Raw genomic sequence first — 13,173 nt, 5'->3', positions numbered from 1 at the left:
TACATTTTTTCAATAGGTTGAACATGAATCCTGATACTCCACTGCAGCTGCTGGGCGGCATCTCGGCCCGCGAATTCATGCGCGACTACTGGCAGAAGAAGCCGCTGCTGGTGCGCCAGGCCTTCCCGGACTTCATCAGCCCGATCGACCCCGACGAGCTGGCCGGCCTGGCCCTGGAAGAGGAAGTAGAGTCGCGTATCGTGCTCGAGCACGGCGCGCACCCGTGGGAGCTGCGCCGCGGCCCGTTCACCGAAGATACCTTTGCCGAGCTGCCGGAAAAGGACTGGACCCTGCTGGTGCAGGCCGTGGACCAGTTCGTCCCGGAAGTAGCCGAACTGCTGGAAAACTTCCGCTTCCTGCCCAGCTGGCGCATCGATGACGTGATGATCAGCTTCGCCGCCCCTGGTGGCAGCGTCGGCCCGCACTTCGACAACTACGACGTGTTCCTGCTGCAGGGCCACGGCCAGCGCAACTGGAAAATCGGCCAGATGTGCAGCAGCGACAGCTCGCTGCTGGAGCACGCCGACCTGCGCATCCTCGCCGACTTCGAGCAGAGCGATGAGTGGACCCTGGAGCCGGGCGACATGCTTTACCTGCCACCACGCCTGGCCCACTACGGCGTGGCCGTGGACGACTGCCTGACCTACTCGGTAGGCTTCCGCGCGCCAAGCGCCGCCGAAGTGCTGACCCACTTCACCGATTTCCTCGGCCAGTTCCTGCCCGACGAAGAACGCTACAGCGACGCCGATGCCCAGCCGGTCAGCGACCCGCACCAGATCCAGCACGACGCCCTCGACCGCCTCAAGGCGCTGCTCGACAAGCACATGGGCGACAAGGACCTGCTGCTGACCTGGTTCGGCCAGTTCATGACCGAGCCACGCTACCCCGAGCAGATCGTCGGTGAAGAGCTGTCCGAGGAAGAGCTGATCGATGCCCTGGAACAAGGCGCCATCCTGATCCGCAACCCGAGCGCGCGCCTGGCCTGGTCGGAGTTCGAAGAAGACCTGCTGCTGTTCGCCAGCGGCCGCAGCTGCCCGCTGCCGGGCAAACTGCGCGAGCTGCTGAAGCTGGTTTGCGCAGCCGACGCCCTGCACATCGACAACCTGGGCGAATGGCTGCAGGATGAAGATGGCCTTATGCTGGTACAGCAGCTGGTCAAACAAGGAAGCCTGGGATTCGCCAATGAATAAGATTCGTGTGCGCCTCGCCGACTGGCACAAGGACAACGCCGACATCCGCCGCATCCGCGAAGCGGTGTTCATTGCCGAACAGCACGTGCCGCCGGAGCTGGAGTGGGACTCGGACGACCCGACCGCCGCGCACTTCCTGGCCCTGGAAGGCGACTACCCGATCGGCACCGCTCGCCTGCTGCCTGACGGCACCATTGGCCGGGTCTCGGTGCTGAAGGACTGGCGCGGGCTGAAGGTGGGTGACGCGCTGATGAACGCGGTGATTGTCGAAGCACAGAACCGCGACCTGAAGCAGCAGATGCTCAGCGCCCAGGTGCACGCCACGCCGTTCTACGAGCGGCTGGGCTTTCGCGTAGTCAGCGAAGAGTTCCTCGAAGCCGGCATCCCGCACGTGGACATGGTGCGCGACTCGCGCGCCTGATCCCTGTACCGGCCTCTTCGCGGGCTTGCCCGCTCCCACAAGGACCCCACAGATATTGAATGCTGTGCAGTACCTGTGGGAGCGGGCAAGCCCGCGAAGAGGCCGGCACAGCAAAATACATCTTCCCTGACAAAAACCTGTACATCCATCCAGATAAAACTTGCCTCCGCGCCCTCGCTTGCGCATCCTATCGCCCATCACCCCCGATGAAGCGTCCCCGGCCATGCGCCTGTTCCTCTGCGAAAAACCCTCCCAGGCAAAAGACATCGCCAAAGTGCTCGGCGCCAACCGCAAGGGCGATGGCTGCTGGCAAGGTACCGACGTCTGCGTGACCTGGTGCATCGGCCACCTGCTGGAAACCGCCCCGCCCGACAGCTACGACGAACGCTACAAGCGCTGGAACCTGGCCGACCTGCCGATCATCCCGGAAAAGTGGAAGATGCTGGTCAAGCCCAAGACCGCCAGCCAGTTCAAGGCAGTCAAGCGCCTGCTCGGCGAAGCGCGCGAACTGGTGATCGCCACCGACGCCGACCGCGAAGGCGAAATGATCGCCCGCGAACTGGTCGAGCATTGCCGCTACCGCGGCCCGGTGCAGCGCCTGTGGCTGTCGGCACTGGACGACGCGTCCATTCGCAAGGCCCTGGCGCGGCTGCTGCCGGGCCACGAAACCTTCAACCTGTACCACTCGGCGCTGGGCCGTTCGCGCGCAGACTGGCTGATCGGCATGAACATGAGCCGGCTCTTCACCCTGCTGGGCCGCCAGTCGGGCTATCAGGGCGTGCTGCCGGTGGGCCGGGTGCAAACGCCCACCTTGCGCCTGGTGGTCGACCGCGACCGCAGCATCGCCGACTTCGTGCCGGTACCGTTCTGGGCCATCGACGTGCAGCTCGAACACGCAGGCTTTGGCTTCAACGCCCAGTGGCGCGCCCCCGAGGACGCCTGCGACGACCAGGGCCGCTGCCTGAACCAGGCCCTGGCGCAGCAGGCTGCCGCCGACATCGGCACTGCGGGTACTGCCCGGGCCGTGAAGGTGACCACCGAGCGCGTGCGTGAAGCGGCACCCCTGCCCTTCGACCTTGGCACCCTGCAGGAGCTGTGCTCGAAAAAGTTCGGCCTCGGCGCCCAGGAAACCCTCGACATCGCCCAGGCCCTGTACGAAACCCACAAGCTGATCACCTACCCTCGCAGCGACTGCGGCTACCTGCCGCAAAGCCAGCACGCCGAAGCGCCAGCCATCCTCGCCGCCCTGCAACAGGCCGATGCCAGCCTGGCGCCGCTGCAGCCTTACCTGGAGCCGCAACGCCGCTCACGGGCGTGGAACGATGCCAAGGTCAGCGCCCACCACGGCATCATCCCCACCGCCGCCGCCAGCGACCCGTCGCGCCTGCCGGCCAAGCACAAGGCGGTGTACACCCTGATCCGCGCCCGCTACCTGGCGCAGTTCCTGCCCAACCACGAGTACGACCGTACCCAGGCCGACTTCGACTGCGCCGGCCATGCCCTGCGTGCCGTAGGCAAGCAGATCGTCGAACCAGGCTGGCGCCGTGCGCTGCCCGAGGCGCTGACCCCGGCCAAGGGCCGCGATGCACCACCGGCCCAGGTGCTGCCGGCGCTACGCGAAGGCCAGGACTGCACAGTGCAGGGCCTGCAACTGAAAGACCTGTGGACCCAGCCGCCCAAGCCGTTTACCGAAGGCGACCTGATCAAGGCAATGAAGAACGTGGCCAAGCTGGTGGACGACCCGCGGTTGAAGCAGAAGCTGAAGGAAACCACCGGTATCGGCACCGAAGCCACCCGCGCCAGCATCATCCAGGGCCTGCTTGACCGCGGCTACCTGGTGAAGAACGGCAAGGCGCTGTCCGCCACCCCTGCGGCCTTCAGCCTGATCGACGCCGTGCCACGCGCCATCGCCGACCCAGGCACCACGGCTATCTGGGAGCAGGCGCTGGACATGGTGCAGAGTGGCGAGATGACACTGGAGGAGTTCGTCGCCCGGCAGTCGGCATGGATGGGCAAGCTGGTCGAACGGTGCAGCGGCATGCGCATGACCATCAGCGGGCCGGCAGCGGGGGCTGCGCCGCCGTGGAAGAAGAAGCGTAGAGGGAGTGGGAAGAGTAAAGCGGCTGGAAGCAAGGCTGCCAGCAAGCCGCGGCAGCCCAAGAGAAAAGCTTCAACCTGAGGCTTTTGCACTGTCATTACGGCCCTATCGCCGGCAAGCCAGCTCCCACAGGTACTACACAGCTTTCAAAACCTGCGCAGGACTTGTGGGAGCTGGCTTGCCGGCGATAGGGCAGGCCAGGAATACAGAGAATTCAGAAAAACCACAAAACCTGACCAACATACTGGCGCCATGAATTTTTAATGCTAAATTTTCATGAAAATAATCAAAACAAATTTCATGAGCCCCCTGCATGTTCAAACAATCCGCCCAGCACGTCGCCAGCTACTACGCCCAGACCTACCCCGCCAGCATTCCCCTGCACCCTACCCTGCAAGGCAGCCACGACACCGAAGTCCTGATCATTGGCGCCGGCTTCAGCGGCCTGCATACCGCCTTACGCCTGACCCAGGCCGGCAAGCGCGTAACGCTGCTGGAAGCCAGCCGCGTGGCCTGGGCCGCGTCCGGCCGCAACGGCGGCCAGGCACTGCTCGGCTGGTCGTGCGACATGCCACCGCTGGAAAAGGCCCTAGGCGTCGAACGCACCCGACGCCTGTGGGCCAGCATGTGCTGGGCCGCCGATGAAATGCGCGAACTGCCCGAGCGCCATGGCTTCGACATCGACTACCGGCTGGGCAGCCTGTGGACCGCCGTGCTGCCGCGCCGGGTGAAGATGCTGGAAGAAGCCCTGCACGAGGCCGAACACAAATGGGGCTACGACGCCCTGCGCCTGATCGGCCGCGACGAGCTGCCGCAATGGATCGACAGCCCGCGCTACCAGGCCGCGCTATACGATGCCAAAGGCGCCCACCTCAACCCGCTGAAGCTGGCTCAGGGCCTGGCCAGCACCATCGAGGCGGCTGGCGGGCGGATCTACGAACAGAGCCAGGTGCTCGACTACCAGAAAGCCGGCGACGGCTATGTGGCCCGTACCGACCGCGGCGAAGTACGCTGCCAGGTGCTGGTGCTGGCCTGCAACGCCTACATCGATCGCCTCGACCGCAACCTGTCGCGCCGCCTGTTGCCGGTTGGCTCCTATCAGGTAGCCACCGCACCGCTGAATGCCGACTTCGCCCAATCGCTACTGCCGCGCAACAGTTGCGTGATCGACAACCAGTTCGTGCCCGACTATTTCCGCCTCACCCCGGACCATCGCCTGCTGTTCGGCGGCGGCTGCACCTACCTGGGCGGTATTCCCAAAGATGTCACCAGCGCTACCCGCCCTTACCTGGAGCGGGTGTTCCCGCAGCTGGCCGGGGTGGCCATCGACTATGCCTGGGGCGGCCATATCGACTGCAGCATCCAGCGCACCCCGGATGTCGGTCGCGAGGGCCAGCGCTACTGGCTGCAGGGGTTCTCGGGCCATGGCGTGCTACCAACACTGGCGGCGGCGCGGGCGGTCAGCGATGCCATTCTTGGCGACGACGACCTGCTGACGCTGTACCAAGGCCTCGACAACGGCCGCTTCCCCGGCGGCGATCTGCTGGCGGCACCGCTGGAAGCTGCAGCCAAGGCCTGGTACCGGATGCGCGACCGCGTCTGATCGGTTGACGCCCCTTCCTTGTGGGAGCGGCCTTGTGTCGCGAAAGGGCCGCAAAGCGGCCCCGGCAATGTGTGCATCTGTGCTGAAACCCTGGGGCTGCCTTGCAGCCCTTTCGCGACACAAGGCCGCTCCTACAGGGGACCGAGCAGGGCCGGGAGTGCCCCACAAATTCCAGCACCAGGAAAAAACCACCTATTCTCAATAGCTCCCTTCGCTTCCTGCACACAGGAGACCCGACCATGAGCTATGTAACCACGAAGGACGGCGTACAGATCTTCTACAAGGACTGGGGCCCGCGTGACGCACCGGTCATCCACTTCCACCACGGCTGGCCGCTCAGCGCCGACGATTGGGATGCCCAGCTGTTGTTCTTCCTCGCCCATGGTTACCGCGTGGTCGCCCACGACCGCCGCGGCCATGGCCGCTCCAGCCAGGTATGGGACGGCCACGACATGGACCACTACGCCGACGATGTGGCAGCGGTCGTCGCTCACCTGGGCATCCAGGGCGCCGTGCATGTCGGCCACTCGACCGGTGGCGGTGAAGTGGTGCGCTACATGGCACGGCACCCTGAAGACAAGGTGGCCAAGGCCGTGCTGATCGCCGCCGTACCGCCACTGATGGTGCAGACGCCCGCTAATCCTGGTGGCCTGCCCAAATCGGTGTTCGACGGCTTCCAGGCCCAGGTTGCCAGCAACCGTGCGCAGTTCTACCGGGATGTGCCGGCCGGGCCGTTCTACGGCTACAACCGCCCTGGCGTCGAAGCCAGCGAAGGCATCATCGGCAACTGGTGGCGCCAGGGCATGATTGGCAGTGCCAAGGCTCATTACGATGGCATCGTGGCGTTTTCCCAGACCGACTTCACCGAAGACCTGAAGGGCATCCAGCAACCGGTGCTGGTGATGCACGGCGATGATGATCAGATCGTGCCGTATGAGAACTCCGGGGTGCTGTCGGCGAAGCTGCTGCCCAATGGCACGCTGAAGACTTACAAGGGCTACCCGCATGGCATGCCGACCACCCATGCCGATGTGATCAATGCGGATTTGCTGGCGTTTATCCGTAGCTGATGTGATTGCAGGATCGGCCGATTCGCGGGCAAGCCCACTCCTATGAGATTCGCCATCTTTAGCAGGAGCCGGCTTGCCTTCGATAGGGCTGGCCTGGCAACTCATCCATGGATCATGCTTGCAACTGGCAAATTTAACAGTAGCGCGTCTGGCTATTTTGGCCAAAGGTGACCTCATTACCTACCACGCCAGAAGCCCGACCATGCCAGAAAACAAAAAGCAGTACTTATTCTACAACAGAGACCACCTGTCACAGATCAATGGTTATAACAAAACCGTGACGCTATTTTCAGCCCTGGATACTCCACTCGCGCAGCGATCTGACGAAACACTGCTCACCGCAGTGAACTCACAGGCATCGATCGTTGAAAGTTCACATCGAGACTGCATTCAGAGCCTGAGTTACAGCGCTTATGGGCACAGCCGTATTTATAATGTTCTGGGTTACACCGGGCAACGTTGTGATCGTTTCACATACCACTACCTCCTTGGCAATGGATACCGTGCTTACAGCGCCATTTTGATGCGATTTCTTTCACCTGACACCTTGAGCCCTTTTGGTAACGGAGGGCGAAACGCATATGCCTATTGTGAGGGTGATCCAACGAACAACGTTGACCCGTCAGGCCACATGCTCCGGAATTTAAGGAGGCTGGTCAATAGAGGAAGCGACGCCCCGAGCTCATCATTTACCGCCAAGAACAAATATTACAACGCAGCTAAAGAAGTCACCGAGAGCACCCCACCGCTGGCCGAATTCAAGAATTGGTTTGATAGCATATATACTCGGAAAAAGCATTTGAAGCAGGCTGCAAAACTGCACCAATTGGCAGAAGGGTTAGAAACATGGAGCCCCAATCCTGATCTGGTCATCATACTGAATGAAGAAGACCAATGGTACCTTGCATTTGACAAATATCAGAAGGCACTCAACAAAACAGTGGCAATGATCGAAAAAGTCTATATCCCTGTCGAGCCAGTAACAATATCTCCTCTCCCCTCATTATCCTCACTGAATTCAGACATGAGAAAAGCACACCACGTCAGCAGCTTGCGCTAAAACGTCAGTCACCGGGCCTGAAAACTGGCACTGGCAACCTTGGCGCGTGAGCATTACCATCCCGAGCTCTCGGAGCGGCAATCCCGCTCCGGCTCCTTTCCTGAATCCGCCCAAACCCCATGCCCTTCGAACTCACCGTAGAACCCCTCACCCTGCTGATCCTGGCCCTGGTCGCCTTCGTCGCCGGTTTCATCGATGCCATCGCCGGCGGTGGCGGCTTGCTCACCACCCCGGCGCTACTCACCGCCGGCATGCCGCCGCACCTGGTACTGGGCACCAACAAGCTCAGCTCTACCTTCGGCTCGGCCACCGCCGGCTTCACCTACTACAGGCGCAAGCTGTTCCACCCGGCGCAATGGCGCCCGGCATTGTTCGCCACCTTGGTCGGTGCTTTGCTCGGTGCAGTGATCGCCCACTACATGCCGGCCGAATGGCTGAACAAGATGCTGCCGGTGATCGTCTTCGCCTGTGGCGTCTACCTGCTGTTCGGCGGCACGCCCAAGGCGCCGCTGGATGCCGATGCGCCGATCAGGAAAAAGTGGCAAGTACCGCAAGGCTTCACCCTGGGCTTCTATGACGGCGTGGCCGGCCCGGGTACCGGGGCGTTCTGGACGGTCAGCACCCTGCTGCTCTACCCCATCGACCTGGTCCGTGCCAGCGGCGTGGCGCGCAGCATGAACTTCGTCAGCAACATCGCAGCGCTGACGGTGTTCATCATTTCCGGGCAGGTGGACTACATCGTCGGCCTGTGCATGGGCCTGTCGGTGATGGTTGGCGCCTTCTTCGGCGCACGCACGGCGATCAGTGGCGGCAGCAAGTTCATCCGCCCGGTTTTCATCACCGTGGTGCTGGCATTGACCGTGCGCCTAGCGTGGCAGCACTGGTTCGGCCAAGCCTAGGCGGCGCGCAACGTACAGATCGATCAGGTAGCGGGCAATCGACCGCCCGGCCGGCAGCGGCGGCAGGTCGTGGACGCTGAACCACTTGGCATCCTCGATCTCGTCCGGCTGCATGACGATATCGCCGCCGGCATACTCGGCATGGAAGCCCAGCATCATCGAATGCGGGAACGGCCAGCACTGGCTGCCGACGTACTGGATGTTCCTCACTTCCACCGCCACCTCTTCACGCACTTCGCGCACCAGGCAGTCCTCGGCCGACTCGCCCGGCTCGGCAAAGCCTGCCAAGGTGCTGTACACCCCGGTGACGAAGCGTGGCGAACGCGCCAGCAGGATTTCGTCGCCACGGGTCACCAGCACGATCATGCTTGGCGAAATGCGCGGGTAGCTGCGCAGGTCGCAAGGCTGGCAGTACATTGCCCGCTCCCAGCGGATCTGCGTCATTGCCTGGCCGCAACTGCCACAGAAACGGTGCTCGCGGGCCCAGGTGCCGATCTGCGCGGCATAGCCCAGTACTTTGTAGGTGTCGAAGTCACCCTCGAGCATGAACGCGCGCAGGCCGCGCCAGGCGCAGCCAGGCACGTCGGTGGCGCTGCGCAGCTCCAGCAGGAACACCGGCTGGCCGTCGAAGTGGCCGATGCCGTGCTCGCACAGCACGTCGAGGTCCTGGCGCTTGAGCCAGTCGCGAGGGAACAGCGCGCCGTTGTCGTCCACCAGGAACCCTTCCGGGCTGCGGGCCACGGCCAGCCCCCCGGTGATCTGCGGGTCGAGTACTGCGGTAGTCCAGCGTGCTGACATGTCGGGGGTTCCCTTACTGCGCGTCCCCCGGCCTGATCAGTCGGCGAACGTCGGTTTCTGTTTGCTCATGTGCGCTGCCACCGCCACGCGCAGGTCTTCGGACTGCAGCATCGCGGCGTTCCAGGTGGCGATGTACTCCAGGCCATCGTCGATGCGATGGTCACGCATGTAGCTGAGCATTTCCTTGGTGCCGGCCACGGCGATCGGCGATTTTGCGGCAATCTCGCCGGCGATGGCAAAGACCCCGTCCATCAGCGCGGCCTGATCATCATAGACCCGGTTGACCAGGCCGATGCGCAGCGCCTCTTCGGCCTCGACATTGCGCCCGGTGAAAGCCAGCTCACGCATCATGCCGTCACCGATGATACGAGGCAAACGTTGCAGTGTGCCGACATCGGCGGCCATGCCCATGTCGATTTCCTTGATCGAGAACTGCGCGTCGCTGCTGCAGTAGCGCATGTCGCAGGCCGAGATCAGATCGATGGCGCCGCCAATGCAGTAACCCTGCACCGCGGCCAGTACCGGCTTGCGGCATTTGTCCACGGCATTGAACGACGCCTGCAGGCGCAGGATGGTGCTGCGCAGGAAGCGTGCGTTACGGCCCACGTCCTTGCCCATCTGCCCGGCCAGCGAAGCCAGCATCATCAGGTCGATACCGGCGGAAAAATGCTTCCCGGCACCGCTGATCACAACCGCCCGCACCGCGTCGGTGTCGTCGACCCACTGGAAGATGTCGATGATCTCCTCCCAGAAGGCCGCGTTCATCGCATTGCGCTTGTCCGGGCGGTTGATCTGAACGTGGGCGATGCTGTTGGTCAGTTCGACCTTGAATGCGCTGTACTCGGTCACGGGCGGCACTCCTGCGGGTGAAGGGTTCATGGCACGGATGGTAACCCACCCCGATGACCGCACTTGTGCCAAAAACGGGACTTTACGCCTTGCCTAAGACGCGCTGATCCGGCACCGTGCGCCATCGCCGAATCATAAGGATACAAATTCATGTCGCGCTCCCTGACCGGCGCCCTCGCCCACAGCTTTCTGGGCCAGTCGCCGCTTTGGTACAAGGCAGTCATCTGCCTGTTCCTGGTGCTCAACCCGCTGCTGCTGGTGACCGTCGGCCCGGTCGCTGCCGGCTGGGCACTGGTGCTCGAATTCATCTTCACCCTGGGCATGGCCCTGAAGTGCTACCCGCTGATGCCTGGCGGCCTGCTGCTGGTCGAAGCCCTGCTGTTGCAGATGACCACCCCGCAAGCCCTGTACGAAGAGCTGCAGCACAACTTCCCGGTGATCCTGCTGCTGATGTTCATGGTCGCGGGCATCCACTTCATGAAGGAACTGCTGCTGTTCCTGTTTTCGCGCATCCTGCTGGGGGTGCGTTCGAAGGCGATCCTGGCGTTGCTGTTCTGCGTGCTGTCGGCATTCCTCTCGGCGTTTCTCGATGCGCTGACCGTGACCGCCGTGATCATCAGCGCCGCGGTCGGTTTCTATGCGGTGTACCACCGCGTCGCCTCCGGGGCCAACCCGCGCGAAGACAGTGCGCTGGACAGCGACCAGCAGGTCGCACAGTTGCACCGTGAAGACCTCGACCAGTTCCGCGCCTTCCTGCGCAGCCTGCTGATGCATGGCGCGGTGGGTACCGCCCTGGGCGGCGTGTGCACGCTGGTGGGCGAGCCGCAGAACCTGCTGATCGGCCATGAGATGGGCTGGCACTTCGCCGATTTCTTCCTGAAGGTGGCACCGGTGTCACTGCCGGTGCTGGGCGCCGGCTTGCTGACCTGCGTGCTGCTGGAGAAGTTGCGCCTGTTCGGCTACGGCACGTTGATGCCCGAGCCGGTGCGTCAGGTACTGGCCGCCTACGCCGCCGAGGACGATGCTGCACGCACCACTGCCCAGCGCATCGCGCTGTGGGTGCAAGGGTTCGCCGCACTGATCCTGATCGTCTGCCTGGGGCTGCACGTTGCCGAGGTCGGCCTGATCGGCCTGATGGTGATCGTGCTGATCACGGCATTCACCGGCATTACCGACGAACACCGCCTGGGCCGTGCCTTCCAGGACGCCATGCCGTTCACCGCTTTGCTGGTGGTGTTCTTCGCCGTGGTGGCGGTGATTCACCAGCAGCAACTGTTCAGCCCGTTGATTGCCTGGGTGCTGGCGCTGCCGGCCGAGCAGCAACCGGGCATGCTTTACCTGGCCAACGGCCTGCTGTCGGCGATCAGCGACAACGTGTTCGTTGCCACCATCTACATCACCGAGGTGAAGCAGGCGTTCCTCAATGGCAGCATGAGCCGCGAGCATTTCGAGACGCTGGCGGTGGCTATCAACACCGGCACCAACCTGCCGAGCGTGGCGACGCCGAATGGGCAGGCGGCCTTCCTGTTCCTGCTGACTTCGGCGATTGCGCCGCTGATACGGCTGTCGTATGGGCGAATGGTGTGGATGGCCTTGCCCTATACCGTAGTGATGGGTGGTCTGGGGTGGTGGGCGGTGACCTACTGGCTGTGATGTAGCTTGTACCGGCCCTATCGCCGGCAAGCCAGCTCCCACAGGTTTTACGCTGCACTCAAGGACTGTGGTGTACCTGTGGGAGCTGGCTTGCCGGCGATAGGGCCAGTGCAGACACAGCACAAGGCCCTGTCGATTCTGCTGCCTGCCATTCGACTATCCCATGCCCCCAGCCACCCCCGGCTGCCAACAGGAGAGCCCCCATGCGCAAACTCATCGTAGCCGCCTTCATCAGCCTCGACGGTGTCATGCAAGCCCCCGGCGGCCCGCAGGAAGACACCAGCGGCGGCTTCACCTACGGCGGCTGGATCGTGCCCTACGCCGAGGAAGTCTTCGGCCAGGCCATGCAGGCCCTGTTCAGCCAGCCCTTCGAGTTGCTGCTGGGCCGGCGCACCTACGACATCTTCGCCGGCTACTGGCCAAAGGTAAAAGACAGCTCGGAAGACTTCTCCATCGCCAACCTGTTCAACAGCGTGCCCAAGCACGTGGCCACCCACACCCCGGCAACCCTCGACTGGCACAACAGCCACGCCCTGGGCGCAGACATCACAGCAACGGTCCGCGACCTGAAACAACAGGACGGCGCCAACCTGCTGACCCAGGGCAGCAGCGATCTGGTGCAGCAACTGCTGGCGGCGGGCCTGGTCGATGAACTGCAACTGCTGATCCACCCGTTGCTGCTCGGCCACGGCAAGCGCCTGTTCGGCGACGATGCGGCAGCGGCGGCCTTCACCCTGCAGCACTCGCAGGTTTCGCCCAAGGGCGTGGTCATCGCCCGTTACGTGCGTGCCGGCGAAGTGCAGACCGGTTCGTTCTGAAAGGCACGATTGCGTACAACTTTTGCCTCTCGCTCGCATCGAAACACAGGTAAGCCCCGTCCGTATCAAGGAGGTTCACCATGGCGCTACGCACCACGTTGCTGTTTTCCTGCATGACCCTGGCCTTGCTCGGCTGCGCCGGCAACGATCACCCGGCGCCGCCGCGCACCCAGCAGGTCGACCTGCAACGTTACCAGGGCACCTGGTACGAACTCGCGCGGTTGCCGATGTTCTTCCAGCGCAACTGCGTGCAGTCCGAAGCGCACTATGGCCTGCGAGAGGACGGCCGCCTCGACGTGACCAACCGCTGCCAGGAAAAGGGCGGCCAGTGGAACCAGGCCAAGGGCATCGCCGAAGCCCAGCAACCGGGCAGCACCGACAAGCTCTGGGTGCGCTTCGACAACTGGTTCAGCCGCCTCGCGCCCGGCCTGACCAAGGGCGAGTACTGGGTGCTGTACCACGACCAGGACTACCGCGTAGCCTTGGTCGGCCACCCGAACCGCGAATACCTGTGGCTGCTTTCGCGCACGCCCGCGGTCACCGACCAGCTGCGCGAACAACTGCTGACGATCGCCCGGGAGCAAGGCTATGACACCAGCAAGCTGATCTGGCGACAGGCCGAGTAGGCAAGACCTGGCAGGCCATCGACGACATGCGGCAATCCGGCTAAGGTGTGCGCCCTTACCACCTCGAAGGAACGAGCCCGTTGAGTAC

At 63.3% G+C, this 13,173-nt stretch carries 12 protein-coding genes; 10 read left to right on the top strand and 2 right to left on the bottom strand.

All coding sequences use genetic code 11. From position 1 onward, the window contains the following. The first annotated feature begins 23 nt into the window (after positions 1 to 23). The 7 genes from CAG22_RS14590 (at position 24) to CAG22_RS14555 (ending at position 8,341) form a co-directional block, all read left to right on the top strand. Complete coding sequence (locus CAG22_RS14590) at positions 24 to 1,190, top strand: cupin domain-containing protein (RefSeq protein ID WP_013973298.1); 1,167 nt, start codon at positions 24 to 26, stop codon at positions 1,188 to 1,190. After that, positions 1,183 to 1,611 (top strand): GNAT family N-acetyltransferase, encoded by a 429-nt coding sequence (locus CAG22_RS14585; RefSeq protein WP_003258855.1) that lies wholly within the window; start codon positions 1,183 to 1,185, stop codon positions 1,609 to 1,611. The genes CAG22_RS14590 and CAG22_RS14585 overlap by 8 nt, the downstream gene beginning before the upstream one ends. A gap of 223 nt (positions 1,612 to 1,834) precedes the next feature. Further along, positions 1,835 to 3,790, top strand: a complete 1,956-nt coding sequence (locus tag CAG22_RS14575; protein WP_085705664.1) for a DNA topoisomerase III — start codon at positions 1,835 to 1,837, stop codon at positions 3,788 to 3,790. Positions 3,791 to 4,022: 232 nt separating this feature from the next. Then, entirely contained in the window at positions 4,023 to 5,312 is a 1,290-nt protein-coding gene (locus CAG22_RS14570) for an FAD-binding oxidoreductase (RefSeq protein WP_085705663.1), read from the top strand. A 239-nt stretch (positions 5,313 to 5,551) separates the two neighbouring features. Then, positions 5,552 to 6,382, top strand: coding sequence for an alpha/beta fold hydrolase (locus CAG22_RS14565; RefSeq protein ID WP_085590565.1), 831 nt, complete (start codon positions 5,552 to 5,554; stop codon positions 6,380 to 6,382). Between the two features lie 118 nt (positions 6,383 to 6,500). Then, a complete protein-coding gene (locus CAG22_RS14560; protein WP_256582427.1) occupies positions 6,501 to 7,442 on the top strand; it encodes an RHS repeat-associated core domain-containing protein in 942 nt (313 codons plus the stop codon). 119 nt (positions 7,443 to 7,561) lie between these two features. Further along, positions 7,562 to 8,341 carry a TSUP family transporter gene (locus CAG22_RS14555; RefSeq protein ID WP_013973303.1) on the top strand — a complete coding sequence of 260 codons (780 nt, stop codon included), beginning with the start codon at positions 7,562 to 7,564 and terminating at the stop codon, positions 8,339 to 8,341. Here CAG22_RS14555 and nudC read toward each other — a convergent pair. Next, positions 8,309 to 9,139, bottom strand: a complete 831-nt coding sequence (gene nudC, locus CAG22_RS14550) for an NAD(+) diphosphatase (protein WP_085705661.1) — start codon at positions 9,137 to 9,139, stop codon at positions 8,309 to 8,311. The genes CAG22_RS14555 and nudC overlap by 33 nt on opposite strands. Positions 9,140 to 9,175: 36 nt before the next feature. Continuing rightward, the gene (locus CAG22_RS14545) at positions 9,176 to 9,988 is read right to left on the bottom strand and encodes a crotonase/enoyl-CoA hydratase family protein (protein ID WP_013973305.1); all 813 of its coding nucleotides are present in this window, start codon (positions 9,986 to 9,988) and stop codon (positions 9,176 to 9,178) included. A gap of 150 nt (positions 9,989 to 10,138) precedes the next feature. Here CAG22_RS14545 and nhaB point away from each other — a divergent pair, with 150 nt between their 5' ends. From nhaB to CAG22_RS14530, 3 genes are all read left to right on the top strand, one after another. Beyond that, on the top strand, positions 10,139 to 11,641 hold the full coding sequence (gene nhaB, locus CAG22_RS14540; RefSeq protein ID WP_003258843.1) for a sodium/proton antiporter NhaB: 1,503 nt from the start codon (positions 10,139 to 10,141) through the stop codon (positions 11,639 to 11,641). 203 nt (positions 11,642 to 11,844) lie between these two features. Then, positions 11,845 to 12,459, top strand: a complete 615-nt coding sequence (locus CAG22_RS14535) for a dihydrofolate reductase family protein (protein ID WP_085692376.1) — start codon at positions 11,845 to 11,847, stop codon at positions 12,457 to 12,459. Positions 12,460 to 12,539: 80 nt separating this feature from the next. Further along, positions 12,540 to 13,085 (top strand): lipocalin family protein, encoded by a 546-nt coding sequence (locus tag CAG22_RS14530; RefSeq protein ID WP_085692375.1) that lies wholly within the window; start codon positions 12,540 to 12,542, stop codon positions 13,083 to 13,085. Positions 13,086 to 13,173: the final 88 nt, after the last annotated feature.

The sequence above is a fragment of the Pseudomonas sp. B8(2017) genome, from assembly GCF_002113575.1.
GTDB classification, from domain to species: Bacteria; Pseudomonadota; Gammaproteobacteria; order Pseudomonadales; family Pseudomonadaceae; genus Aquipseudomonas; species Aquipseudomonas putida_Z.
The sequence above is the reverse complement of the archived record's forward strand: the minus strand, read 5'-3'. Positions and strand labels throughout refer to the sequence as shown.

Bases quoted from the DNA above. Each gene is read 5' to 3' on its own strand.
- nudC (WP_085705661.1), bottom strand. From the start codon at position 9,139: ATGTCAGCACGCTGGACTACCGCAGTACTCGACCCGCAGATCACCGGG.
- CAG22_RS14565 (WP_085590565.1), top strand. From the start codon at position 5,552: ATGAGCTATGTAACCACGAAGGACGGCGTACAGATCTTCTACAAGGAC.
- CAG22_RS14535 (WP_085692376.1), top strand. From the start codon at position 11,845: ATGCGCAAACTCATCGTAGCCGCCTTCATCAGCCTCGACGGTGTCATG.
- CAG22_RS14555 (WP_013973303.1), top strand. From the start codon at position 7,562: ATGCCCTTCGAACTCACCGTAGAACCCCTCACCCTGCTGATCCTGGCC.
- CAG22_RS14590 (WP_013973298.1), top strand. From the start codon at position 24: ATGAATCCTGATACTCCACTGCAGCTGCTGGGCGGCATCTCGGCCCGC.
- CAG22_RS14530 (WP_085692375.1), top strand. From the start codon at position 12,540: ATGGCGCTACGCACCACGTTGCTGTTTTCCTGCATGACCCTGGCCTTG.
- CAG22_RS14575 (WP_085705664.1), top strand. From the start codon at position 1,835: ATGCGCCTGTTCCTCTGCGAAAAACCCTCCCAGGCAAAAGACATCGCC.
- nhaB (WP_003258843.1), top strand. From the start codon at position 10,139: ATGTCGCGCTCCCTGACCGGCGCCCTCGCCCACAGCTTTCTGGGCCAG.
- CAG22_RS14570 (WP_085705663.1), top strand. From the start codon at position 4,023: ATGTTCAAACAATCCGCCCAGCACGTCGCCAGCTACTACGCCCAGACC.
- CAG22_RS14585 (WP_003258855.1), top strand. From the start codon at position 1,183: ATGAATAAGATTCGTGTGCGCCTCGCCGACTGGCACAAGGACAACGCC.